The organism is Nocardia inohanensis NBRC 100128 (assembly GCF_001612945.1).
Classification (GTDB): Bacteria; Actinomycetota; Actinomycetes; order Mycobacteriales; family Mycobacteriaceae; genus Nocardia; species Nocardia inohanensis.
Genome location: NZ_BDBK01000021.1, coordinates 100,718 through 125,566, shown reverse-complemented (window position 1 = coordinate 125,566; position 24,849 = coordinate 100,718). Strand labels below are relative to the sequence as shown.

Below are 24,849 nucleotides of genomic sequence, written 5' to 3'. Positions count from 1 at the left end.
AGATACACCCCGAAGGGCGAATCAGAAGTATCTCGAACCAGAGTCCGAAAACCTAGCAAAACAAAACGCCAGCAAAAAAGTTTTTGCTGACTAAATGTCCGACCCTCACACGGGGGGTGAGGAATCGGAACCAAATAAAATATTTGGCACTGACATTCATCGACACACTATTGAGTTCTCAAAGAACACACGCACACACCAACGCCCGGGCTCTAGTCCCGCTTGTCGGTGAGGCTGCTTGTTTCTTGCTTGTGAAGCTTAGCTCAGGCCGCCCGGCAGAACCAAATCCGCTGGTCGGTCGAGACTAATCTCGATCATCAGGCGCCCTCGTCCAACCTCGTTTCCCAGGCCCTAGGGGCTCCGGGTCGGTGTCCGTGTCGCTCTGACCTGGAATAAGTTACGTGTTGCTACGAACCGATGTCAAATCGCCTGGTCAGAGGTCTAATTGTGGCGTGTACGTCTGCGATTGGTCGATCACTACCCCGCTAGTCGGCGAGTTCGCGGAACGAATACCCGGAGATATGGAAACCAACTGGCGCGTTTCCTGGTTACCCGGTCGGCTCTTCAGTAGGGACCAGGCGCTCGCGGCCATCGAATTGGTCGAGCTGCTCTACGACCCGGGCTATCCGAACGACGTCTCACTCCAAGCGAAGGTCTTGATCATCGCGGAGGTGCTCGGCATCCGGCCGATCGACGCGGCGGTCATCCTGTCCCAGCGCCACCCGAACCCCTGACCGCCGTCACGGCCAGGGGTTCACGATCAGAATCCGGCGCGCTGCACGAACTGCTTCGCCGCCTCGGCGTTCTCGAAAGTGGAGAGCGAGAAGTACAGATTGCTCGCCGGCAGGAAGATCTCCACGGTCGCCGTGCCGTTGGAGTTCTTGCTGCCCGGATCGATGCGGACCAGGCGGGCGCCCTCATCGGTCAGCCAATCCGGATGCTGGCTGGTCCAGATGTGCTTCAGGTAGTCGGCCTTCGTGGTGATGTAGGACGTCGGGTAGTAGTCGTTGTCCGGGTAGCGCATCAGACCACTGAGCAATGGATCGTGCCCGCTGATGGTGAAGCCGGCCGCGGCGTCGTAGCCGAACATGGCATCGGCCGGGCGTTCCCGGATCGAATTCTTCAGGACCGCCTGCTTCACCGAGGCGGGCAGCGCGTCCACGACCGGCTGCAAGGAGGCCGGCACCGGCTGTTGCGCCTTGGTGGTCGTGGTCGGCTTGGCCGCCGACGACTTGGTGGTCGGCGGCGCGCTCTCGGACGAAGTGGTTTGCGCCGCAGTCGTACTCGCGACAGCGGCGGTACTGCCGCTGTCCTTGCCGCCGGATGAGACCAGCGCGACCACGGCGATGATCGCGATCACCAATACCACCGCGCCGCCGATCAGAATGATCGGCAGCTTCGAACCGGGGCCACCCGGCGGAGTGGGCGACTGCTGCCACTGTTGCGGGGGCATACCCGGCGGTTGCTGCTGGGGCGCGCCCCAGCCCGGCTGCTGTGCGGGTTGCCCCGGATACTGCGCCTGACCACCCCAGCCCGGCTGCGCCGGATACTGGGCTTGGCCCTGACCTGGAAAGCCTTGCGGCCCTGCGGGTTGCGGTACATGCGGCTGCGCGGGTCCGGGACCGTACGGTCCCTGACCGCCGGGATACGGTTGCTGTGGCGGATATGTCATCGATAGTCCCCTCGGTCCGGTCTCACAGGCCCGCGCGCTGAATGAAAGTCAGCGCCGACGCCTTGTCCTTGAACCCGGTGACGGCGACGTAAAGCTTGGTCTCGGTATTGAAGTACTCCATCGTGCCGCTCACCCCCTTGTCGTTGAAGCGGATCAGCTTGGTCCCCTGATCGGTCAGCCGATCGGTGAACTGCTTGCGCCACAGCGCCGGGAGCCGCGACGGATCGGTACTGATGTGCGCCAGCACCGCGCGGTCCTTGCCGCCCTCGGTGAGGCCCGCGATCAGCGCGTCCTTCTGCTCGATATTGAAATCCGCGCCGGTGTCGAAGGAGTCGTCGTCGGTATAGCCCGGATGGGTGACCCGGTTGAAGTTCGGCGCCACCGCCTCGCGCAGTGCCGCGGGCATGGCGTCGAGCACCGGCTGCACCTCGGCGGGGACCGCGGCGGCGGCCTTCGAGCTGGGACCGGCCGGCTTCGACGACGATTTGCTGGTCGACGGGGCGGTAGTGGTGGAGGTGGCCGCTTCCGACGTGGCCGCGGCGGCGCTCGTCACCGGGGCCTGGGCGGTGCTGCCCTTGTCGTCCCCACCGGTCGCGAGCACGATGCCGATCACCAGCACCAGCACCACTGCCAAGCCCGCGCCGATCAGCACCAACGGCGATTGCCAGGCCGGCGGACGCGGCGGCTGACCACCGTACTGCGGCGGCATCCCGCCCGGCTGCGGCCCGAAACCACCCTGCTGCGGCTGGGTTCCATAGGGCTGCTGCCCGAACTGCTGCGGCTGGCCTTGGCCTTGCTGTCCGTAACCGGGCGGCTGCATCTGACCGGGCTGTCCGTACCCCGGCTGCATCTGACCGGGCTGCGCGTAGCCCGGCTGCGGCTGCCCATAGCCCGGCTGCCGTTGCCCCGGCTGCTGTGGATAGCCCTGCCCGCCCGACGGCTGTTGCGGAAATCCCTGTGGTCGCTGTGGCGGATAGTTCATGGTTGGTCTCCCCGTACCGAAAAAGCCGACCTCCCCGGACCGGCGCGCGGCTGAGCCTACCCAGTGATCGCGCGCGCGGGGCGATCCGATGCCTTTAGCGAACCCTCGCCCCGAATGCCGCAGCGGCACTTAGCATCCAGCCCATGCGAGACTTTCCCGGACTGCTGTACCGCATCAAGCACGCTCTCGACACCCAGGTCTCGATGTCGCGGATCAAACGCGATCGCACCCTGGCCGAGGCGGTGGCCGGGCGGCGAGTGCTGATCACCGGTGCGTCCTCCGGCATCGGACGGGCGGCCGCGCGGCAATGCGGCGCGGCCGGGGCGACGGTGCTGCTGGTCGCGCGGCGGGAGGACGAATTGCGGGCGGCCGCGAGAGAAGTCGAGAGCCGGGGCGGCAAAGCGGCGATCTACCCGTGCGATCTCAACGATTTCGACGCGCTCGACGCCATGATCGCGCAGGTGCTGGCCGATCACGGCGGGGTGGACATTCTGGTCAACAATGCCGGGCGATCCATCCGCCGGCGGCTCGACGAGTCCTACGACCGGCCGCACGACTACGAACGCACCATGCGGCTGAACTACTTCGCGCCCGTGCGGCTGATGCTCGCGGTGCTGCCGGGGATGCGGGCCCGCCGGGACGGGCAGATCATCAATATCCTGTCCGCCGCCAACCTCTTCGGCGGCTCGGGTTACGGGGCGTATGTGGCCTCGAAGGCGGCGCTGGATTCGCTCAGCGACAGCCTCCAGGTCGAAACCCTCACCGAGAACGTGCGATTCACCTCGATCTACATGCCGCTGGTGCGCACGCCCATGATCGCGCCCAATCCGCTGTACGCGAAGGCGTCGGCGCTCAGCCCCGAGGAAGGGGCGCAGATCATCGCCGATGCCGTGATCGATCGGCCGCGGCGGCTCGGGCCGTTGCTCGGGCGCATCACGAACCTGGTCGACGCGCTGCTCCCCGGTAGCGCCGATGCCGGCCGGGCCGCGCGATTCCGCAACGGAATGTGATCCACCGCAAGGGTTTTAGCCGAACCACAAGGATCGGTTAAGCGCCGCACGGGATGGTCATCCGCGAAACGATCATGGAACCGAGCAGCGGAGGCAGCCCGATGAACCACCCGAACAGTTACCCGGGCTACTCGGTCGCACCGGTCATGTACCCGCCGGGACAGTTCGCGTACGCGCCGCCGCCGCGGCAGCCCGACAATGCGACCGCGATCTGTGCGGCGGTGTTCGCCCTGATCCTCGGCCTGTACTCGGCGTGGGGCAGTTACTCGGCACTCACGCTGCTGTCCAAATTCTCCGGATCGCTGCGTACGCTCGTTCCGTACTGGATGCTTTTGCAGATCCCGGCCGCGTTCCTGCTGCTGCTCGGCGGATTCCTGCTGCTGTGCAGGCTGACCATCGGACGCGTGATGGTGATCGCCGGGAGCGCGCTCGTGCTCACCGAACTCTTCGCCATGATCGCCGAACGCGCGGTGCGCGGCCAGAGCCTGCACCTGGACACCATCGCCTTCACCGCGATGTTCATCGTTCCCGCGCTCGTGCCGATGATCCTCGCCGCCCTGCCCTCCACCGGCCGCTGGATCCGGGCACGCCGATAGCCGGAAAAGCCCGAAGGCCGACCACCGTGACGGTGGTCGGCCTTGGGTTGTTCAGAACCGTTGCCGGAAGGCAGGACTCAGAAGTCCATGCCGCCCATGCCGCCGGTCGGGTCGCCCGCGGGGGCGGCCTTCTCCGGCTTGTCGGCCACGACGGCCTCGGTGGTCAGGAACAGCGCCGCGATGGAGGCGGCGTTCTGCAGCGCGGAGCGGGTCACCTTGACCGGGTCGGCAACGCCGGCGGCCAGCAGGTCGACGTACTCGCCCGAGTCGGCGTTCAGGCCGTGGCCCGCCGGCAGGTTCGAGACCTTCTCGGCGACGACGCCGGGCTCCAGGCCCGCGTTGAAGGCGATCTGCTTCAGCGGCGCGGACAGCGCGACGCGAACGATGTTCGCACCGGTGGCCTCGTCGCCGGTCAGGGTCAGCGCGTCCAGGGCCGGAGCCGACTGGAGCAGGGCCACGCCACCACCGGCGACGATGCCCTCTTCGACGGCGGCCTTGGCGTTGCGCACGGCATCTTCGATGCGGTGCTTGCGCTCCTTGAGCTCGACCTCGGTGGCAGCACCGGCCTTGATGACCGCGACGCCGCCGGCCAGCTTGGCCAGCCGCTCCTGCAACTTCTCACGGTCGTAGTCCGAGTCCGAGTTCTCGATCTCGGTGCGGATCTGCGCGACCCGGCCCTTGATGGCCTCCGCGTCGCCCGCGCCCTCGACGATGGTGGTCTCGTCCTTGGTGATGACGACCTTGCGGGCCTGGCCCAGCAGCTCGATGCCGGCGGTCTCCAGCGAGAGGCCGACCTCTTCGCTGATGACCTCGCCACCGGTGAGGATGGCGATATCGGCCAGCATGGCCTTGCGACGGTCGCCGAAGCCCGGGGCCTTGACGGCGATGGACTTGAAGGTGCCGCGAATCTTGTTCACGACCAGGGTCGAGAGCGCTTCGCCCTCAACGTCTTCCGCGATGATCAGCAGCGGCTTGCCGGCCTGGATGACCTTCTCCAGCAGCGGCAGCAGGTCCTTGACGGTCGAGATCTTCGAGCCGACGAGCAGGATGTACGGGTCCTCGAGGACCGCTTCCTGACGCTCCGGATCGGTCACGAAGTAACCGGAGATGTAGCCCTTGTCGAAGCGCATGCCCTCGGTCAGCTCCAGCTGGAGCCCGAAGGTGTTGCTCTCCTCGACGGTGATGACACCTTCCTTGCCGACCTTGTCCATGGCCTCGGCGATGAGCTCGCCGATGGACGAGTCGCCCGCGGAGATACCGGCGGTGGCAGCGATCTGCTCCTTGGTCTCGACCTCCTTGGCGGTGGCGAGCAGGGAGGTGGTGACGGCCTCGACGGCCTTCTCGATGCCGCGCTTCAGGCCGAGCGGGTTCGCACCGGCGGCGACGTTGCGCAGACCTTCACGCACGAGCGCCTGGGCGAGCACGGTGGCGGTGGTGGTGCCGTCGCCCGCGACGTCGTCCGTCTTCTTGGCGACTTCCTTGACGAGCTCCGCGCCGATCTTCTCGTACGGGTCCTCGAGCTCGATTTCCTTGGCGATGGACACACCGTCGTTGGTGATGGTGGGGGCGCCCCACTTCTTCTCCAGCACGACGTTGCGGCCCTTCGGGCCCAGGGTCACCTTGACGGCGTCAGCGAGGGAGTTCAGACCACGCTCGAGTCCGCGGCGAGCCTCTTCGTCGTACGCAATTGTCTTGGCCATTGCGTTGAGATCCTCCAGATCTGGGGATTGACAGTGTTCTGGCCAGGCTTGGTGCCCGCGACGGACGACCAGGATTCTGGCCTCACCGCCCCGACCTAGCACTCGCGTGATTGGAGTGCCAAGGTCCTTTTTAGCACTCACTCATACCGAGTGCAAGGTTCGGGGCTCCGCCCCGAACCCCGGAAAGGGGTTCTCGGGGGCACTGCCCCCGAACCCCCGAAAAGGGGCGAGAGCTGCACCTCCACCCCAGTTGAGGGGCCAGTGCGCCATCGCTCCTTCTCGATTCAGGCTGGGTGGAAGCCGGAGCGTTCGTCTACTCGGAGGAGGAGGGCGATCAGGGCATCGGTGCGGCGTTCTTCCGGGGTGCGGGGTTCGCCTTCTTCTACGGTGACGAGCTCCGCGTCCTGGAGGAGGAGTTCGGCTTCGATGCGCATGATCGCGCGGACGAAGGGTGGGGCGACCTCGGGTGGGAGGTCGCCGGTGACTATGTAGCCGCCGTCGGGGGCGTCTTCGGTGGAGACATAGAAGAGTGCGCGCATCAGATCGGCGCGTCGTTCGCCCGCAACTAGGTCGGAACCTTCGTCGTCCGCCATGCCGCCATCGTATCGGTCCGGACCGACGTACCCGGGGGATGTGGGGGCGCAGAACTACTGCGAGTCCGAAGACTCCGAGGTCGCGGCCTGCGAAGTCAGCGAGGAGAGCAACTCCACCAGGTCCGCGGAGAGCTCGTCCTTGTTCAATCCGAGACCGGAAAGCACGCCCGAACCGTTCTCCATATCCAGGAGGGCGAGCAGCAGGTGCTCGGTGCCGACGTAGTTGTGGCCGAGGCGGAGCGCCTCGCGGAAGGTCAGTTCGAGGGCCTTGCGCGAGTCGGCGGAGAAGGGGATGAGGGCGGGGACGGCTTCACCGTCGGCGACCGGCAGCGCGGTGGTCGCGACCCGGCGGACCGCGTCGGCGGAGACGCCCTTGGCCACGATGGCCTGGACCGCCAGCGATTCCGGATCGGCGACCATGCCGAGAATCAGGTGTTCGGGGACGATTTCGAGATTGCCGCCGTCCCGGGCCAATTCCTGCGCGGTCACGATGACCTTGCGCGCCCGCTGGGTGAAGCGGGCGAAACCGGCCTGCGGATCGAGCGCGGCGGCATCGGCGGCGGCGGGCGCCTTGGGAACGAAGCGTTTCTGGGCGGCCTGCTTGCTGACGCCCATACTGCGGCCGATCTCGGTCCAGGACGCGCCGGAGCGGCGGGCCTGATCCACGAAATGGCCGATCAGATGGTCGGCCACTTCGCTCATATGGTCGGCGACCACGACCGCGTCGGAGAGCTGGTCGAGCACGTCGTCGGGGCGGGCCTTCTTGATGCCTTCGATCAGATCGTCGAGGCGGGGCTGGTTCGTCATGCGTCAACTCTAGGTTGACCATGACGGGATGGTCAACCCCAAGTTGACGATCAAGTTATTCGTCATCCCCGGGTTGCCGCACCGATCTCCGCGACCATCGCCGCCGGATCATCGACCTCCACCACGATGTGCGCGTACTTGCCGCCATCGGTCAGATCGATCACCACCGCCTTCGCCGGGTCGCGCACATCCCAGAACCAGCGCTTGCCATCGTGCAGATAGGTCCCCGCCGTGATCACGCGCGGAATATAGGTGCCGGGCAGGCGAATTCCCTTCGGCCGCGCGGCGATCTCCGGATCGGCCACGACCTTGCGCACCGACGACAGCGGAATCACCAAGCGCCCCTTCAAGGCCCACACCTTGTGCCAGCCCTGCGGCTCCACCACCAGATTGCGGCCGTCGACAGCTACCTTCGCCATACCGAGTTCCTCCGAATTCCAGAAAGACCGATCACCTCGATCCTTCCCGAATCCGGCCGCCGATCAGGTGAGCGGCGACAGGCGTGCCGCACCGCCGACCCCGCGCACGATGCCCTCCTTGATCCACACCGCCGGACGGCCGGTGAAGACCCGGTCGGTGGGCGAATCGTCGGCGCGCACCCGCTGCACCACCGCATCGCGCCGGCCGAGGCTGATGCATTGCAGGACATAGCCGTACGAGTGGGCCCGCGGTTCCCGTCCGCGCAGCCGGGACACGATGGACTTGCCGACGTATTTGCCCGCGGGCAGGGCGGTCGCACAGGCCATGCGCAGCGCACGGCCGTCCGGTCCGGCCATGACGGCGCAGTCGCCCACCGCGTACACCGCGGGATGCGAACGCGACCGCAGCTTGTCGTCGACCAGTACCCGGCCGTGCGCGTCCACCGCCAGACCGGAGCGGATCGCCACCTGCGGCACCGCGAAACCGGTGCACCACAGCACGATTCCGGCTTCGATACGCTCGCCGCCGGCCAGCTCCAGGCCCGCCGCGGTCACCGACTCCACCTTGGCGTCCGAGTGCACGCGCACACCCAGCCGGTCGAAGGTCGCGCGAATGTGGTCGCGCGCCGCGGCCGACAGCCAGCCGCCCGGTTCGTCGGCGCTGACCAGCGCCACCTCCAGATCCGGCCGCGACTCCGCCAATTCGGCCGCCACCTCGATGCCGGTAGCGCCGCCGCCCACCACGGCGACGGTGCCGGTCAACTCCGGAACGCGAGCGAGGTCCTCGGGAGTGGCGACGCTGTAGGCGAATTCGCCGGCGCCCGGCACCGCGGAGCGGTCGCCGCGACTACCCAGGGCGTAGACGAGGGTGTCGTAGCCCAATACCCAGCCGGGCTGGTGCGACGCGGTGCCCGGAGCGGCGTCGACGGCCGCGAGTTCGATCCGCCGGCCCGCCGCGTCGATCCGGCCGACGCGGGCCTGGATGAACTCGATCCCCTTGCGCTCCAGCGATTTCCGCAGATCTGTCCGCCGAACCTGCTGCCCGGCGAGCGCCTGGTGCAGTCGTACCCGATCGACGAATTCCGCACGGGCATCGACGACGGTGACCTTCGCGCCCTCGGCCCGCGCCGCCTGCCGCGCCGCCGCGAGTCCGGCGTAGCCCGCCCCGAGGATGACGATTCGATGTGCTCCGGTCATGAGAGTGGCTCCTTTTCACTGGCCGACACCCTCTAGACCGGACAGCCGCCGGATCCCTGACAGTCCTCCGGTGTGTGCTGCGTCATAGTCGCGGAGCCGCCGGTCGCCTCAGGCCACGGCCTTTTCGGCGCGGGCGAAGTAGTCGAGTTTGTCGGGGTTCACGACCAACTGGAGCGCGGCGACGCGGTCCCCGGAGAAGTCGACGCCGACGATGCCGAGCACGCCGCCACCGCCCCGCACCACGATGGCGGGCGCGCCGTTGACGTTCTCGACGGCGACGGCGAGGTCCGGAACTCGCATGATGTCGTGCGAGAACAGATGCACCAGGTAGTTGGCGACCTTGGCAGCCCCGACCACCGCGCGGCGGGCGGCCTTGATCTTGGTCCCGCCGTCGGCGACCGACACGATATCGGCCACGAAGAGGTTCTCCAGAGCGGGCACATCCCCGGAAGCCGCTGCCACCAGGAACTTTTCGAGCAGTTCACGGGTGTGCGCGGGTGCCGGTTCGAAGCGCGGGCGGTCTTCGCGCACGCGCAGGGCGGCGCGGCGGTACAGCTGCTGGGAGTTGGCTTCGGTGAGGTCGAGCATGTCGGCGATCTCGCGGTGCGCGTAACCGAATGCCTCGCGCAGCACGAAGACCGCGCGCTCGGCGGGGGCCAGGCGTTCCATCAGGGCGAGGAAGGCCAGGGACACCATTTCGCGTTGTTCGGCGGATTCGAGTGGGCCGAGTTCGCCGTGGGCGGTGTGGACCGGTTCGGGTAGCCAGGGACCGACATAGGTTTCGCGGCGGGCGCGGGCCGAATCCAGCCAATTGCGGCAGATATTCACCAGGATGGTGGTCAACCAGGCTTCGGCGGAACGGATTTCGTCGCGCCGACTGGACTCCCAGCGCAGGTAGGTCTCCTGCACCGCGTCCTCCGCCTCGCTCGCGGAACCGAACATGCGGTACGCGAGCGCGAACAACCGCGGCCGATGCAGTTCGAATTCCGTCAGCCCCGCGGCATCCATCCGTTAAACCGTCCTCGCCTCACGCAGTCGTGTGAGGGGACGATACGCCTGCGCGCAGCGCGGACCGCGGTGAGAATGGACACCTGACCGAAAAGGTTCGGACGCGCGCCGATCCAGGCTTACTTGGTGACGCGGATGGCCACGGCCACCGGGGTATTCGAGTAACCGGGAGCGAGGCAGGCGAGCTTGGCGGTGCCGAGCGCCACGTTCGGGCTGCCGTCGAGGCTGGAGCCGGGGTGGGCCGCCAGGATCTGGGTGATGACGTTCTTCTCGGTGGCGTCGTCCAGATCGCGGAATTCACCGCAGGTGGTCTGGGCGCCATTGGGAGCCGTGGTCTTCTTGGCGGCGGCGGTCGTGGTGGGAGCGGCGGTCGGCGGCTCGACCGGCGGCGTGACGACGGCGGAACTGGCGACAGCGGACGCCTTCACCGCCGTGCTGGATGTCGGCCGGGCGCTGTTCGATTCGGCTGATTTCGTATCCGAGCCGCAGCCGGCTAGCCCCAGCACCATCGCGCCTGCCGCGAGGGCGACGACAAACGTCCGCTTCATACCCTGCTTCCCGAGCTGCCGGAGGTGCTCTCCGGGAGTGCCTGCGCACCGACCTGCCCGGCGCTCGCAGCAGACTACCCGGACACGGCAAGTCCCGGTAGTGAAAGATCGCAGCCCGCAAAACCGCTGCGAGTGCGCTGCCGCGAGGCGTCCGGAATCGGGTCGGAGCTCAGTTCAGGTGCGACTGCCAGTCGGCCGGAACCCGGTCCCGCGGACCCGGAACGGACTGGTCCAGGGGATGGTGGTGCGGCGGAGCCAGTTTCGGGCCGCCCTCGAACATCTCCTGCGTCGGGAAGTTGTAGAACCACTCCTCGCCGGGCTCGTAACTCTGGATGAACGGGTGCCCGGTGGCTTCGAAGTGCTTGGTGCCGTGCTGGTTCGGCGACATGTCGCAGCAGCCGATGTGCCCGCACTGCGCGCAGCGGCGCAGATGCACCCACCAGCCGCCGCTCGCATCGCACTCCACGCAACCGGCCCCGCTGGGAGCGACGTCCGGATCGATACCCGCGATCTGCTCGGTCATCTCTAACCTTCCGTAATAGGTTGAGCCGCTTCGGTTTCCGGGGATTCCAGCGGCAGCCGGACGATGAACCGGGTATCGCCCGGCTCGGACTCCACGCGAATATCACCGTGATGCTTGTTCACCACGATGCGGAACGAGATATCCAGTCCCAGCCCGGTGCCCTCGCCGACCGGCTTGGTGGTGAAGAACGGTTCGAAGATGCGGGTCCGGATCTCCACCGGCACGCCCGGCCCGGTGTCGCCGATTTCCACTGCGGCACAACCGTTCTCACGATAGGTGCGGACGGTGAGCGTACCGCGCCCGGCCATCGCCGCGATGGCGTTGTCGATCAGGTTGGTCCACACCTGATTGAGTTCGGCCGCGAAGCAGGGCACATGCGGCAGCGTGTGGTCGTACTCCTTGACCACCTCGATATCGTCGCCGATCTTGCGCCCCAGCATGACCAGGGTGGAGTCCAGCAGGTCGTGGATGTCGACCACCTGGAACGGCGCCCGGTCCATCTGCGAGTACTGCTTGGCCGCGTTGACCAGCGAGGAGATGCGGGTGGTGGAGTCCGCGATCTCGTTCATGAGCAGTTCGGTCTCGACGGTGTAGTTGAGCCAGCGGATCGCGCCCTCGAAAGTGTCACCGCCGCAAGCGGTCAGGGTGCCGTGCACGGTCTCCAGCCAGTCGATCTCCAGTCCGGCCTGCACGAAGGTGGGCGCGATGTCCCAGCCGTTGGAGATGCCGTGCGCCTCCAGCCAATCGCCGAGTTCGTCCTCGCGATCGGCGGCTTCCAGGGAGGTCAGCGTCGGGGCCTTGGCGACCTGCGCGGCCGCCTCCTCCTGCAACTGCACCAGCGCTTCGAGGGTGTTGGAGTCGAACTTGCCGTGCGCCATCATCTTCAGCTTGTGCCGCATCCCGGCCACGCGTTCGCGCAGCGAGGAGGTGGCGCGCACGGCCGCGGCGGCGGGATTGTTGAGCTCGTGGGTCAGGCCCGCCGACAGCGAACCCAGCGCCAGCAGTCGTTCCCGCTGCCCGATGCGCTCGTTGGAGTTGCGATTGCCGAAGAAGACGCCTTCGAGCAGGTGCAAGGCCATCGGGAACCATTCGTGCATGATCGCCGAGAAGGTGCCCGCGTCGAGCACGAAGAACTTCGACGGCCGGGTCACATAGAGCGCGCCGTTGTAGGTCTGATCGACCTTGTCGCCCATGTACGCCGACCACGCGCCCGCGTACGAGCCGACATGGTCGGTGCGGACGAGCTCGATCTCCTCGCCGCCGGACATCTTGGTGATCACCACTTCGCCGTCCATCAGCACGTAGAAGCAGGTCGCCGGGTCGCCCTCGCGGTACACCGGACCGGTTTCGAAGGTTTCGACCCGCCCGTCGCGGCACAGCCAGGCCAGCTGTTCGTCGTCGAGTTTCTCGAACAGGAACAGCTTCCGCAGTTCGTTCGGATCGCAGATCAATTGGGTTCCCACGATGCGGCTCCTACTGTTTCGCCAGGTAGCGGTGCACGAGCATGACGGCCATGGCGCCTTCGCCGACCGCCGAGGCGACACGCTTCGCCGACTCCGAACGGACGTCACCGGCAATGAACACGCCCGGCACGCTGGATTCGAGATGGTGCGGCGGCCGGGTCAACTCCCAGCCGGCCGGGCGTTCGCCGTCGACCAGCAGGTCGGGTCCGGTGAGCACGTAGCCCGCCGGATCCCGCTTGACCATGCCGTCCAGCCATTCGGTTTCCGGTGCGGCGCCGATGAACAGGAACAAACGCTCCGCATCCACCTTTTCTTCCACCCCGGTCGCGTTATCGCGCAGCACCAGCCGTTCCAGATGATCGTCACCGTCGGCCGCGACCACCTCGGTGCGGGTGTGCAGCTTGATGTTCGGGATGTTCTCGATCTGCTGGATCAGGTAGTGCGACATGGAGGCTTCGAGCCCATCGGCGCGCACCAGGATGTGCACGGTCCGCGCGTTCCGGGACAGGAACACCGCCGCTTGGCCCGCCGAGTTCGCGCCGCCCACGATGTAGACGTCCTTGTCGGTGCAGTCGCTGGCCTCGGTCATGGCCGAGCCGTAGTAGACGCCGCGCCCGGTGAATTCGTCCACGCCCGGCGCGGGGTGATGCCGGTAGTTGACGCCGGTGGCGATCAACACCGAGTGCGCGGCGATGCTGCCGCCGTCCGCGAACTTCACCACGCGGGCGGCGCCGCACGCCTCCAGCGCGACAACCTCACGCGCCGTGATCAATTCGGCCCCGAACTTCACCGCCTGCCGCCGCGCGCGATCCGCCAGCTGGGCACCGGACACACCATCGGGGAAGCCCAGGTAGTTCTCGATACGGGAGCTCTGGCCGGCCTGACCGCCGGTGGCGGTGCGCTCGACCAGCACGGTCCGCAGGCCCTCCGACGCGCCGTACAACGCCGCGCCCAGACCGGCCGGGCCGCCGCCGACCACGATCAGGTCGTAGAAGTCGCTGGCCGCATCGGTATTGAGGCCGACGCCCGCCGCCAGCTCCGAATCCGAGGGCATCAACAGCACGTCACCGGCCTGGTTGATGATCACCGGGCACTGCTCCTCGGTGGCCCCGGCCGCGGTCAGCAGGCGTGCGCCCTCGGGCTCGTCGACCTGATAGAAGCGGTACGGCAATTGATTGCGCGCCAGGAACTCGCGCACCTCCGAGCAGCGCGCCGACCAGCGGTGGCCGACCACCTTGGTCTCGGTCACCGGCTTGTGCGCGTCCGAGCGCCAGGCCTCGAGCAGCGCGTCGATCACCGGGTACAGCTTCTCCTCCGGCGGATCCCACGGCTTGAGCAGATAGTGATCGAGATCCACCACATTGATGGCCTCGATGGCGGCATCGGTATCGGCGTAGGCGGTGAGCAGCACGCGCCGGGCATAGGGGTGCAGGTCCATGGCCTGCTCCAGGAATTCGACGCCGTTCATATTCGGCATCCGGTAGTCGGCGATCAGGACGGCCACGGGCTGCCCGCGCAGTTTCATCTCGCGCAGGGCATCGAGGGCGTCGGCGGCCGACTCCGCACGGAGAATCCGGTAGTCCGCCCCGTACCGGCGGCGCAGGTCGCGGACGACGGCGCGAGACACGCCGGGATCGTCGTCGACGCTGAGGATGGCCGGTTTGGCGGCAGCTGCTGAAGTCACCTAACGAGTATGGCTGTGCTTGGCAAATCGGCTGGAGGATGCGTTCGCCGCGTCATCAGATTCGATGATGCTGAACCAGATCCAGCTCACCGGGCGTGAGCAGGCGTTCGAGTTTTTCTTCCAACGCTCCATTGGTTCTGGATTTCGCGGTCCGGCCGGGCGGCGGCGGGGCTTCGTCGGCCGGCAAGAGCGGGACCGTTTCAGTTTTGCGATGCAGGAGCGAGCGCAGGTTCACGGCCGATCACCTCACGTTTCCCGTTCGGAAGCTGGTGGCTGTGGTCTGTTGCTACCTCTATCCCATATTGTGCGCCGCTCATTACATTGACCAGCGCGTCCCCATCGAAATGTGATCTACCCGTTTTTCAGCCTAGGATTCCTGGTACCGATAGTCACGTCTCACGGAGGCAGCGTTGCCGAACAATCTGGAAGCCAGCATCGACATTGCCGCCGCGCCCGAGCAGGTGTGGAGCGTCGTGTCGGACCTCAAGCGGATTCGCGAGTTCAGCCCGCAGACGCTGCGCATGCAGCCGATCGGCGCGGTCAAGACCGGAACCTGGACCATCAATCTCAACAAGGCCAAGGGTTACGTGTACCCGACCACCTCGCGGGTGGTGCGATTCGAGCCGAACAAGGCGATCGCGTTCCGGATGAACGAGAACCAGACCATCTGGAGTTACACGCTCGAGCCGACCGCCACCGGCACCCGCCTGGTGCAGCGCCGCGACACCCCGAACGGGGTCACCTGGATCGTGCGCAAGATGATCGACGGCATTCTCGGCGGCGAGCAAGCCTTCGAATCGGCGCTCGTGGACGGCATGAACGAAACCCTCGGGAAGATCAAGCGAACCGTCGAAGCCTGAGCGTAGTTTCGGCGGTATGCGACGACTTACAGGGATCTGCGCCGCGGCCGCCGGCGTCGCGTTACTGCTGAGCGGGTGCGGGAGCTCGGATTCGGGCGACCGCACCGTCACGGTGTCGGGGACCGGAAAGGTCCAGGGCACACCGGATGTGCTCGAGGCCGACCTCGGCGCGGAGGTCAATGCCACCGACGTCTCGACCGCTGTCGACGGGGTGAACGCCAAGGCCAAAGCCATGAGCGATGCCATGGTGACGGCGGGGGTCAAGAAGGAAGACATCAAGACCACCGAGCTGTCGGTGCAGCCGAGTTACGGGCCGGAGGGGCGGACCATCACCGGATACCGGGCGTCGAACTCGGTACATGTTGCGGTGCGGGATCTTTCGAAGGCGTCGGCGATTCTGGATGCCGCGGTCAAGGCGGGCGGCAATGACACCCGTATCAGCTCGGTGGCCTTCGATATCCAGGACGACTCGAAACTGGTGTCCGATGCGCGGGCCAAGGCATTCGAGGATGCCAAGAGCCGCGCCCAGCAGTACGCCGATCTGTCCGGGCTGAAGCTGAAGACGGTCAAGACCATCAGCGAGAACGGCAGCAGCGCACCGGGACCCATGTACAAGGAGGCGGCTCCCGCGAGCGGCTTCAATCTCGAACCGGGCCAGCAGACGGTGACCTTCACGGTCACCGTCGCCTGGGATCTGGGTTAACTCTCCGGACCCCGTGCGCCGCCCGAGGGCGGCGCACGGAGCGGAATTCAAGACCCGCAGGCCCTATTTCCAGTTCGGCAGCGTGACTACCTGGGCCGCGTAGGACAGGCCCGCGCCGAAGGCGATGAGCAGGGCGGTGCCGCCGGGTTTGGCATCGCCCTTGCGCATCATGGCCTCCATGGCCAGGGGAATCGAAGCGGCGGAGGTGTTTCCGGTCTCCTCGATGTCATTGGCCAGGGCGCAGTTGTCCGGGAGTTTCAGCACGCGCGCCATGATCTCGATGATGCGGCCGTTGGCCTGGTGCGGAACCATGGCGTCGAGGTCTTCGGTGGTCAACCCCGCCACGTCGATGGCCTCGCGGCACACCTTCTCCAATGAGTGTGCGGCCCAGCGGAATACCGCGGTGCCCTCCATGGCGAGGTAGGGGCGGACGGCGTCCAGGCCCTTCTCCTCGATCTCCCCGAAGAACTCCATCCAGTCCTTGTCCTGGCGGATGGCGTGATGCTGGGTGCCGTCCGAACCCCACACGGTCGGGCCGATGCCCGCTTCGTCGGAGGGTCCGACCACCACCGCGCCCGCGCCGTCGGCGAACAGGAAGGCGGTGCCGCGATCCTTCGGATTGATGGTGTCGGTGAGCCGCTCCACGCCGATGACCAGCACGTTCCGGGCGGTGCCGCCCTTCACCAGGTCCGAGGCGACCGCGAGCGCGTGGCAGAAGCCGGCGCAGCCCGCGGAGATGTCGAAGGCGGCCACATTGTTCAGCCCGAGTTCGGTGGCGATCTGCGGGGCGGCGGCGGGGGTGAGCAGCAGCCAGGTCGAGGTGGCGACGATGACGGCGTCGACCTGTCCCGGCGCTATCTCGGCCGCCTCCAACGCATCACGCGCGGCGGCCGAACTCATCGAGATGATGGTCTCCTCCGGCGAGGCGAACCGCCTGGTGCGTATGCCCGAACGGGTGCGAATCCATTCGTCGCTGGAGGCGATGGGTCCCGCGACCTCATCATTGGTGACAACACGTGCGGGACGGTAGACCCCGAGCCCGAGTATTGCGGTGTGCTCTACCCCGGTTATCGAGGCAATTCGAGCAGCCATGGTGCTTCTCCTATAGACCTCTGTACTGCGTGCAGAACGTGACCTTCATCGGGTCCCCACCCACTGCTTCGCACCGGTCGAGCCCGTTGACGGCGCAGACATGAGGCTCCCTCATATTAATCGAATCAGGGTGCCATGCGTGTGCGGATTCTCACAATCGGACATCGATGCCTTGCCGGTCATAACTACTTCGGCAGGCGAGGCCGCGAGGGTTGGGCCACTGTCACGTAGTGTGTGACGCGGTCCTTGACCAATTCGATCCACGCATGAAAGAGGAGCTAGTGGCCCGCCGACCCACCCCGCCCGGCACTCCCGAAACCACCGCGCTCGGCCATGTCGCCGACCTGGTGCGCAAGGCCGTTCCGCCGCTGCACCCGGCCGGTCTGCCGTTCGTCGCGGCGCCGCTCGCCGTCGCCGCACTCGGCTTCCGGCGCAAGTGGATTCGCCGCACGGGGCTGTTCGCGGCCGCCGCCACCGCCACCTTCTTCCGGCATCCGCACCGGGTGCCGCCGAACCGGCCCGGCGTGGTCGTCGCGCCCGCCGACGGTGAGGTCGCCCTGGTGGATCTGGCCGTGCCGCCCGCCGAGCTCGGACTGGGCACGCTGCCGTTGCCGCGGGTGAGCATCTTCCTGTCGGTGCTGGATGTGCACGTGCAGCGGGTGCCGATCAGCGGCAGCGTGGAGGAGATCGTCTACAAGAAGGGCGAATTCCTCTCCGCCGATCTGCCCGAGGCCTCCGATGCCAACGAGCGCAATTCGATGGTGATCGTGGCCGACAGCGGGCAGCGGTTCGCGGTCGTGCAGATCGCCGGGCTGCTGGCGCGCCGGATCGTGTGCGAGGCGAAGGTCGGCGACAAGCTGACCATCGGCGACACCTACGGCCTGATCCGCTTCGGCTCGCGCGTGGACACCTACTTCCCGGCCGGGACCGAATTGCTGGTCAACCCGGGGCAGCGGACCATCGGCGCGGAAACGGTGCTGGCCGAACTGGATTCATGATGGAACAACTCGCGCCGGTACCGGTGCAGCGGCGGCGCAATCGCACGGTTCGATTGCTGCCGAGCATGATTACGATTCTCGGGCTCTGCTCGGGGCTCTCGGCGGTCAAGTTCGCCATGGAGGCCCAGCTCGGGTTCGCGCTGGCGTTGACCGGCGCGGCCGCCATCTTCGACATGCTGGACGGTCGCATCGCCCGCATGCTGGATGCCACCAGCAAGATGGGCGCGGAATTGGACTCGCTGTCCGATGCCATCGCCTTCGGGGTGTCGCCGGCGCTGGTGTTGTACGTGACCTTCCTGCACGCCGACAGTTTCGGCTGGATCATCGCGCTGATGTTCGCGGTGTGCATGGTGTTGCGGCTGGCGCGGTTCAACACGCTGCTGGACGACGACTCGCGGCCGGATTGGCAGCGGGAGTACTTCACCGGTGTGCCCGCCCCGGCCGGTGCGCTGATCGTGCTGCTACCCCTCGCGCTGTCCGAGCAGTTCCACGAAGGCTGGTGGACCAGCGTGCCCGCGGTCTCGGTCTGGACGGTCTTCACCGGCCTGCTGTGCGTGAGCACGCTGCCCACCCTGGCCATCAAGTCGGTCTCGGTCGCCCCGCGCACCGCTCCCCTGCTGCTGGTCCTGGTCGCCCTGGCCGCCGCCCTGCTCGTCACCTACCCCCTGGTCCTGATGATGGCTCTGGTGGCGCTGTACCTCGGCCACATCCCGTTCGCGGTCCACTCGGCCCGCTGGGTGGCGGCCCGGCCGGAGACGTGGCATCACAAGCCCGCCGAACGCCGCGCTCAGCGGCGTGCGCAGCGCCGTCAGCGTCCGATCTCGGGCCGCGTCGCCCGCGTCTCCACGGCCCGCCTGCGATTGCGCCGCCCCGGCAGCAAGGTCTGAAACCCGGCCACTCAGAACGAAACTCGCCCGCGTCGCATATGCGACGCGGGCGAGTCGCATTCCGGAACCCCCAACCCGCCATTCCGGCAAACCACCTCCGTCATTCCGGCGTGCTTTTGGCCGGAATCCACACGGTTCGCTGAGGTGTGGATCCCGGCTGAAAGCATGCCGGGATGACGAGGCTGGTGTGCCGGGGTGGATGCGGCGGCGCAGGAGTTTGCGGAGCGGGTTGGGGCGAGGCGGGACGGGAGTGGGGGCGGGCGCGGCAGAATGGTTTGGTGCCGGAACTCGCGCTTACCGCTCGACTGAACACATCCGCCGCCGATGCCCGTCGGGGGCTGGTGCGGTTGCATCCGGAGGCGCTGACGGCGCTGGGGTTGCGGGAGTGGGATGGGATCACGTTGATCGGCGGGCGGCGGACGGCCGCGGTGGTCGCGCAGGCACCGGCCGGCACGCCGCCGGGGGTGGCATTGCTGGATGACGTGACCTTGTCCAATGCGGGGGTGAAGGAAGACGGCAGCGTGGTGGTGTCGCCCGCGACCGTCTTTGGGGCGCGCCGGATTTCGGTGACCGGGTCGGCCATGGCGACCGGGACGATTCCGGAGGCCACGTTGCGGCAGGCGCTGCTGGGCAAGGTGGTGACTGTCGGAGATACGGTTTCGCTGCTGCCGCGAGACCTGGGGCCGGGGACCAGCACTTCGGCTGCCACGCAGGCGCTTTCGCGGACTTTCGGAATCGCGTGGACTTCGGAACTGCTCACGGTGACCTCGACCGATCCGATGCCCGGCCCGGTGAGTGTGCAGCCGAACAGCGCGGTGTCGTGGGGGCCGGGGGTGGCGGGCACCGACCGGCCGCGATCGATGTTCGGGGACGGCACGGGAACCGGTGTGGCGCGGGCTGATCGGCCCGCTGCCCCGTTCGGCGGCACGGCGAGTGCGGCCGGAAGCTCCCGGCTGCCCGCGACCGGTGCGACCCCGGGGCACGGAAATGTCTTCGTGCCCGACGGCGGTTCGGGATCCGGCGCCGGGCCCGGGGCGACCGGTGCGGGCCCCGGGCGCGAGGGTGCGGGCACCGGCGGTGCACCCGACTCGGGCGGTGCTGGGTCCGCGGGCGCTGGGGCGAACGATTTTCCGGGGGCCGGGCGGGTTCCCGGAGCCGGCGCGAACGCGGGCGGCGACGGCGCGTGGAATACCGGGGTGCTGTCGCCGACTCCGATGTCGGCGGTCGCGGTGGCGGATCTGGCCGGGGTGCAGGCGCAGGCGGCGAAGTTGACCGAGTGGCTGAATCTGGCGCTGAACGAGCCGGAGTTGCTGAAAGCGCTTGGCGCGCCGTCACATTTGGGGGTGTTGATCACCGGTCCGGCCGGGGTGGGTAAGGCCACGCTGGCGCGGGCGGTCGCGGGGTCGCGGCGGCTGGTGGAGTTGGACGGGCCGACCGTGGGTGCGACCGAGAGCGGGACGCGGCTGCGGGAGGTGGGGATGGCGGTGTCGGATATCTGTTCGGGGGCGGGCGGGATTCTGCTGGTCAATGACATCGACGCGTTGCTGCCCGCGGAAGCCGAGCCGGTGGCGACGCTGATTTTGGATCAGTTGCGCGCTGCGGTGGCCGCTCCGGCGGTGGCGGTCCTGGCGACCACCTCCAATCCGGTCGCGGTGGATCCGCGACTGCGCGCGCCGGATCTGTGCGATCGCGAGGTGTCGCTGCCCTTGCCGAATGCCGGCGTGCGGGCCGCGCTGTTGGAGCAGTTGGTGCGCAAAGCCCCCGCCGAGGGACTGAAGCTGGACGAGATCGCCTCCCGCACACCCGGATTCGTGGTCTCGGACCTGGCCGCGCTGGTGCGGGAAGCGGCGTTGCGCGCGGCCTCGCGGGCCAGCCGCGACCATTCCGAGCCGATGCTGCGGCAGGAGGATCTGGTGGGCGCGCTGGAGGTGATCCGCCCGTTGTCGCGCTCCGGGTCGGAGGAGTTGGCCATCGGCTCACTGACTCTCGATGATGTCGGCGATATGGCCGAGACCAAGCAGGCGCTGACCGAGGCGGTGCTGTGGCCGCTGCGCCACCCGGATTCGTTCGCGCGATTGGGGATCGAGCCGCCGCGCGGCGTTCTGCTGTACGGCCCGCCCGGCTGCGGTAAGACCTTTCTGGTGCGGGCGCTGGCGGGCTCCGGGCAGTTGAGCGTGCACGCGGTCAAGGGCGCGGAACTCATGGACAAGTGGGTCGGCTCCTCGGAGCGTGCCGTGCGCGAATTGTTCCAGCGCGCCCGCGATTCCGCCCCCTCGCTGATCTTCCTCGACGAAATCGACGCCCTCGCTCCCCGCCGCGGCCAGAACACCGACTCCGGGGTCACCGATCGCGTGGTGGCCGCCCTTCTCACCGAACTGGACGGTGCCGAACCCCTCCGCGATGTGGTGGTGGTCGGCGCGACCAACCGCCCCGACCTCATCGACCCGGCGCTCACCCGCCCCGGCCGCCTGGAACGCCTGGTCTTCGTCCCCCCGCCGGACACCGCCGCGCGCGCCGAAATCCTCCGCACCGCCGCCAAATCCGTCCCCCTGGCCCGCGGCGTCAATCTCAAGAAGCTCGCCGCCGACCTCGACGGCTACTCGGCCGCGGACTGCGCCGCCCTGCTCCGCGAAGCCGCCCTCACCGCGATGCGCCGCAATGTCGACGCCGCCACCGTCACCGCCGCCGACATGACCGCCGCCCGCGCCGCCGTCCGCCCCTCCCTGGACCCCGACCAAGTCGTATCCCTCCGCAAATTCGCCGCCCAGCGCTCCGCAACCTGACCCCGGCCCGGCAGGCGGAGGGCGGCCGCACAACCAAAGGTCCCGAACACGGCCGACCATCGCACCCCGCCTGGCAGAGACGACCGGTCGTCCCACACCCGGCTGACCGGTCACGGCCCAGCCCGGCAGGGCGGCGGGCCCCACGACCAGTCATCCCGCACACGGCCAACCGGTCACGCCCGAGCCCGACGGGCCGACGGGCCGACGGGCCGACGGGCCGACGAGCCGACGAGCCGACGAGCCGACGAGCCACCCGACCAGTCATCCCGCACACGGCCAACCGGTCATGCCCCAGCCCGGCGGGGCGGCGGGCCGCACGGCCAGTCGTTCCGAACACGGCCGAGCGCTCTATCCAGCCCGGTCGTGCCGGGGGCGGTTGGTCAGCAGGACCTTTGCAGACCAGTTGGTCGCTTTAGCTGATCTGGCTAGCAAACTTCGCAACCCAGGCGAGTCGGACCGATCAGTCCGCTTGGCGGCGGTAGTTTCACCCAGGTGAGGTCGTACCAGGTGGCACTCGAGACCGTCACGGCGCTGCTGGCGACGACCGTTGCCGGACTGTCGCTGGCCATGCCGATCGATTTCGGGTGGACGTCGGAAACGTCCGCGCTGCAATTGGATCTGCTGGCGTACAGCCTGCCCCGCGCCATCGCGGCGGGGGTGCTGACGGCCATGATCGTGGCGGCGCTGATCACCACGCTCGGCAGCATCGTGGTGGCCTGGGCGACATCGCTGGCGGGACTGGCGGGGCTGACCATCAATCATCTGGTCGGCCACACCGCGCAGCCGATGTCCGGCCTGTCCACCATGAACTTCATCGATTCGCTGGCGGGCGGGGTGGTGCTCGGGGCGCTGGGGGCGGCGGTGCTGCATCACCGGCTGCCCGCGTACGGCTGGACGCTCGGCGTACTGATCAGCGTGCTGCTGGGTTCGGTCAATCCGGTGCCGCACGTGGGCGGGCTGCTGAATCAGGACTTCCCGGTCGACAATGTCCTCCAGGACATGCCACCGCTGTGGATGCTCGAGGTGGCGCTGGTGCTGGTGGCCCTCGGCACCCTGATGAACCGCAAACGCAAACCCGCCGAACGCCCGTCGATCGAGTTGCCGCTGACGCCGATCCTGGCGGGTGTGGTGCTGATCCTGGTGACGGTGGCGAGCGCGGAATGGCTGGCGCGGCACGGGGACTCGATGGCCGGCATCGGACTGGCGGTGGGTTCGTCGGTGGCGACCGGGGTGATCGCGGCCATGCTGCTGCCGGGCCGGGACGGCGAGCTGGTGCTGATCGCGGTGGCGTTGAGCGCGGTGGGGTCGGCGGCGCTGGCGCCGGAACTGCCGGCCTGGTCGATTCCGGTCGCGGTGGCGGTGGCGGTGCTGGGCCTTTGGTACGGGTCCCGGCACAGCGCGCCCATGTTGTGCCTGACGCTGCTGTTGCTGCTGGCCCTCTTCACCGCGTTCACCTCGAACTCCGACCTGGCCGTCGTGGTGATCGGCGGCACCGCGGCGCTGGTGTGGCTGGCCGGGTACGGAATGACCTCGGCGAAACCGCATTACGTACCGAACCGGGTGCTGGGCACCATGGTGATCTTCATTCCCTCGGCGGTGCTGGGTCTGCGCGACTACGTGGCGCGCGGCCATTACGCCATGCAGGACTCCAGTCAGGCCGTGGTGTGCACGGTCGCGCCGCAGGATCAGTCCGCGCCCGCCTGGACGGCGGTGCTCATCACGGTGGGCTGTATCGCCGGCCTGTACGCCCTGCGCCGCAATCGCCCGGCCGCCCCGCTCCCGGCCGCCACCGTGCCGGACGACGTCGAATCCGCCTCCGGCACAAGCAAGGACGACTGACCCACCGCATCCGTCGGAGACACGCTCACTCGTCCCGTCGCGTGAAGACGGCACGGCAGGCGGACCTTCAGGCGCGGGCAGGGGCCTCGAGGACAGGTTCGGCCGGCACCGGCCCGAACCAGGTGCGGTAGAAGGCGTATGCGTACGCCACCCCCACCCCGACCAGGAGAATGCCTGCGGGACCGGGGTATTCGGCGTACTGGACCGAGAGGTAGCGGTAGGACAGCAGCATGGCCGCGAACAGCGCCGCACCCCCGGCCACCAGCTGGACGCGCACGCTGTCCCACCCGCGCTCGGGCATCCGCAGCGCCGATTCGATGGTCAGGCACAGCACCGCGCCCGCGATCAGATCCGCCCCGTAGTGATACCCGAAGCCCAGCGTCGCGGAGATGGTGGCGAGCAGCCAGAACATTCCGCCCCAGCGCAGCCAGCGCGGCGCGAGCAGCCCGGTCACCACGTCGCGCCGCGAATGCAGGAACAGCGACAGCGCCCATGCGGTGTGCAGCGACGGCATGCAATTGCGCGGCGAGAACTTGTCGAAGGGAATGGCCCCCGGCGTCAGGTCCAGCGGCGGCACCAGATCCGGCCAGTAGTCGCCGAGCGCGAAGGAGTGCCCCTCGCTGCCGTACGCGAAGATCGGCCCGACCACCGGGAAGATGACGTACACGATCGGCCCGATCAGCCCGATGGTCAGGAAGGTCCGCACCAGATAGTGGCTCGGCCAGCCGCCCCCGAACGCGACCCGCCGCAACTGCCACACCGCCACGATCATCGCGCCCAGCGGCAGTTCGATGTATACCCAGTGCAGCACGAAAGTGACCACGGGCCCGAGGAATTCGAGCAGCTGCCCCATCATCCAGGAGGGGTCGGCGAGGGCGTGGTCGACCAGCACCACGTGTTCGTCCAGCACCTGCGGCCCGGCCAGCACGGTGATGTAGAGCCACACGTCCGCGACCTTGTTGGCGAAGACCAGCAGTATGCCCAGCGCCGCCGCGTGCAGCGCGTTCCCGCGCTCCACCCCTTGCCACTTCCACAGCGCCAGCACCACGATGCCGGTGAGCACGATGACGGGCCCGTTGCCGAGCGCGAGCGGTCCGCCGCTCAGCGTCCGCACGATCTGATACGCGATATCGATGCCCAGCGCGATGCCGACGGCATAGAACCGCCGCTGCCAGGTCAGTCCGATGAGCGCCAGCCCGAGCCCCGCCCACGGCACGGTCACCGATTTGGGTGTCCCGAAGAAGTCGGCCGCCAAGCTCTCCAGCGGTCCGAGAAAACCGTTGCGGGAGGCGACAATTTGCAGCGCGATGAACAACGCGGGCACGCCGGCCAGGATGCCGGTGATCAGGATGCGCTTCGACGGCACCAGACTCCGGCGTTCCTCGCCGACTGATTGAGAACGCGGACCGTCGAGCAACATCCAGCCATAGTAAACGTCACATGAACGCGACCCGCCCGGACAGTTGAACACGGGTGGTGACCCGA

The 24,849-nt window shown here is 67.9% G+C and carries 24 protein-coding genes; 9 read left to right on the top strand and 15 right to left on the bottom strand.

Annotated elements, in window-relative coordinates:
* Window positions 1-521: 521 nt before the first annotated feature.
* Entirely contained in the window at window positions 522-734 is a 213-nt protein-coding gene (locus tag NI1_RS36090) for a hypothetical protein (RefSeq protein ID WP_067830711.1), read from the top strand.
* A 26-nt stretch (window positions 735-760) separates the two neighbouring features.
* Here the strand turns inward: NI1_RS36090 and NI1_RS36085 are convergent, their stop codons facing one another.
* Together NI1_RS36085 and NI1_RS38365 are read right to left on the bottom strand one after the other, a co-directional pair.
* Window positions 761-1,672 carry a hypothetical protein gene (locus tag NI1_RS36085; RefSeq protein ID WP_157535533.1) on the bottom strand — a complete coding sequence of 304 codons (912 nt, stop codon included), beginning with the start codon at window positions 1,670-1,672 and terminating at the stop codon, window positions 761-763.
* A 22-nt stretch (window positions 1,673-1,694) separates the two neighbouring features.
* Window positions 1,695-2,654 carry a hypothetical protein gene (locus NI1_RS38365; RefSeq protein WP_169815694.1) on the bottom strand — a complete coding sequence of 320 codons (960 nt, stop codon included), beginning with the start codon at window positions 2,652-2,654 and terminating at the stop codon, window positions 1,695-1,697.
* A 143-nt stretch (window positions 2,655-2,797) separates the two neighbouring features.
* On the opposite strand from NI1_RS38365, the gene NI1_RS36065 reads away from it, so the two are divergent.
* Together NI1_RS36065 and NI1_RS36060 are read left to right on the top strand one after the other, a co-directional pair.
* The gene (locus NI1_RS36065) at window positions 2,798-3,664 is read left to right on the top strand and encodes an SDR family NAD(P)-dependent oxidoreductase (RefSeq protein WP_067830697.1); all 867 of its coding nucleotides are present in this window, start codon (window positions 2,798-2,800) and stop codon (window positions 3,662-3,664) included.
* 101 nt (window positions 3,665-3,765) lie between these two features.
* Window positions 3,766-4,260 (top strand): hypothetical protein, encoded by a 495-nt coding sequence (locus NI1_RS36060; RefSeq protein ID WP_157535531.1) that lies wholly within the window; start codon window positions 3,766-3,768, stop codon window positions 4,258-4,260.
* 77 nt (window positions 4,261-4,337) lie between these two features.
* On the opposite strand, the gene groL is transcribed toward NI1_RS36060, so the two are convergent.
* The 11 genes from groL to NI1_RS36005 form a co-directional block, all read right to left on the bottom strand.
* On the bottom strand, window positions 4,338-5,960 hold the full coding sequence (groL, locus tag NI1_RS36055; RefSeq protein ID WP_067830692.1) for a chaperonin GroEL: 1,623 nt from the start codon (window positions 5,958-5,960) through the stop codon (window positions 4,338-4,340).
* 284 nt (window positions 5,961-6,244) lie between these two features.
* The gene (locus NI1_RS37635; RefSeq protein WP_084524238.1) at window positions 6,245-6,553 is read right to left on the bottom strand and encodes a hypothetical protein; all 309 of its coding nucleotides are present in this window, start codon (window positions 6,551-6,553) and stop codon (window positions 6,245-6,247) included.
* 54 nt (window positions 6,554-6,607) lie between these two features.
* Window positions 6,608-7,360 carry a Clp protease N-terminal domain-containing protein gene (locus NI1_RS36045; protein WP_067830686.1) on the bottom strand — a complete coding sequence of 251 codons (753 nt, stop codon included), beginning with the start codon at window positions 7,358-7,360 and terminating at the stop codon, window positions 6,608-6,610.
* 62 nt (window positions 7,361-7,422) lie between these two features.
* On the bottom strand, window positions 7,423-7,779 hold the full coding sequence (locus NI1_RS36040) for a hypothetical protein (protein ID WP_067830683.1): 357 nt from the start codon (window positions 7,777-7,779) through the stop codon (window positions 7,423-7,425).
* Between the two features lie 63 nt (window positions 7,780-7,842).
* Window positions 7,843-8,976 (bottom strand): NAD(P)/FAD-dependent oxidoreductase, encoded by a 1,134-nt coding sequence (locus tag NI1_RS36035; RefSeq protein ID WP_067830680.1) that lies wholly within the window; start codon window positions 8,974-8,976, stop codon window positions 7,843-7,845.
* 108 nt (window positions 8,977-9,084) lie between these two features.
* On the bottom strand, window positions 9,085-9,984 hold the full coding sequence (locus NI1_RS36030) for an RNA polymerase sigma-70 factor (protein WP_067830677.1): 900 nt from the start codon (window positions 9,982-9,984) through the stop codon (window positions 9,085-9,087).
* 119 nt (window positions 9,985-10,103) lie between these two features.
* Window positions 10,104-10,532: a hypothetical protein gene (locus NI1_RS38360; protein WP_067830675.1), complete on the bottom strand. Its 429-nt coding sequence runs from the start codon at window positions 10,530-10,532 to the stop codon at window positions 10,104-10,106.
* Between the two features lie 169 nt (window positions 10,533-10,701).
* Window positions 10,702-11,055, bottom strand: a complete 354-nt coding sequence (locus NI1_RS36020; protein WP_067830673.1) for a UBP-type zinc finger domain-containing protein — start codon at window positions 11,053-11,055, stop codon at window positions 10,702-10,704.
* A 2-nt stretch (window positions 11,056-11,057) separates the two neighbouring features.
* Window positions 11,058-12,518, bottom strand: a complete 1,461-nt coding sequence (locus NI1_RS36015; RefSeq protein ID WP_067830670.1) for an ATP-binding protein — start codon at window positions 12,516-12,518, stop codon at window positions 11,058-11,060.
* A 10-nt stretch (window positions 12,519-12,528) separates the two neighbouring features.
* A complete protein-coding gene (locus tag NI1_RS36010; protein ID WP_067830667.1) occupies window positions 12,529-14,202 on the bottom strand; it encodes an NAD(P)/FAD-dependent oxidoreductase in 1,674 nt (557 codons plus the stop codon).
* A 55-nt stretch (window positions 14,203-14,257) separates the two neighbouring features.
* Window positions 14,258-14,437 (bottom strand): hypothetical protein, encoded by a 180-nt coding sequence (locus tag NI1_RS36005; protein ID WP_067830665.1) that lies wholly within the window; start codon window positions 14,435-14,437, stop codon window positions 14,258-14,260.
* 175 nt (window positions 14,438-14,612) lie between these two features.
* On the opposite strand from NI1_RS36005, the gene NI1_RS36000 reads away from it, so the two are divergent.
* On the top strand, window positions 14,613-15,062 hold the full coding sequence (locus NI1_RS36000) for an SRPBCC family protein (RefSeq protein ID WP_067830662.1): 450 nt from the start codon (window positions 14,613-14,615) through the stop codon (window positions 15,060-15,062).
* Window positions 15,063-15,078: 16 nt separating this feature from the next.
* Complete coding sequence (locus NI1_RS35995) at window positions 15,079-15,765, top strand: SIMPL domain-containing protein (protein WP_067830660.1); 687 nt, start codon at window positions 15,079-15,081, stop codon at window positions 15,763-15,765.
* Between the two features lie 63 nt (window positions 15,766-15,828).
* Here NI1_RS35995 and NI1_RS35990 read toward each other — a convergent pair whose 3' ends face one another.
* Window positions 15,829-16,857 (bottom strand): beta-ketoacyl-ACP synthase III, encoded by a 1,029-nt coding sequence (locus tag NI1_RS35990; RefSeq protein WP_067830658.1) that lies wholly within the window; start codon window positions 16,855-16,857, stop codon window positions 15,829-15,831.
* Window positions 16,858-17,138: 281 nt separating this feature from the next.
* Here NI1_RS35990 and NI1_RS35985 point away from each other — a divergent pair, with 281 nt between their 5' ends.
* The 4 genes from NI1_RS35985 to NI1_RS35970 all read left to right on the top strand — a co-directional run bounded on the left by NI1_RS35985 (window position 17,139) and on the right by NI1_RS35970 (window position 23,364).
* Window positions 17,139-17,855 (top strand): phosphatidylserine decarboxylase, encoded by a 717-nt coding sequence (locus NI1_RS35985; protein WP_067830656.1) that lies wholly within the window; start codon window positions 17,139-17,141, stop codon window positions 17,853-17,855.
* Window positions 17,852-18,742 (top strand): CDP-diacylglycerol--serine O-phosphatidyltransferase, encoded by an 891-nt coding sequence (gene pssA, locus NI1_RS35980; RefSeq protein WP_439957335.1) that lies wholly within the window; start codon window positions 17,852-17,854, stop codon window positions 18,740-18,742. The genes NI1_RS35985 and pssA overlap by 4 nt, the downstream gene beginning before the upstream one ends.
* Window positions 18,743-18,915: 173 nt before the next feature.
* Window positions 18,916-21,525 (top strand): AAA family ATPase, encoded by a 2,610-nt coding sequence (locus tag NI1_RS35975; RefSeq protein WP_084524236.1) that lies wholly within the window; start codon window positions 18,916-18,918, stop codon window positions 21,523-21,525.
* A 492-nt stretch (window positions 21,526-22,017) separates the two neighbouring features.
* Window positions 22,018-23,364 (top strand): hypothetical protein, encoded by a 1,347-nt coding sequence (locus NI1_RS35970; RefSeq protein WP_157535530.1) that lies wholly within the window; start codon window positions 22,018-22,020, stop codon window positions 23,362-23,364.
* A 67-nt stretch (window positions 23,365-23,431) separates the two neighbouring features.
* On the opposite strand, the gene NI1_RS35965 is transcribed toward NI1_RS35970, so the two are convergent.
* Window positions 23,432-24,784, bottom strand: coding sequence for a phosphatase PAP2 family protein (locus tag NI1_RS35965; protein ID WP_067830646.1), 1,353 nt, complete (start codon window positions 24,782-24,784; stop codon window positions 23,432-23,434).
* Window positions 24,785-24,849: the final 65 nt, after the last annotated feature.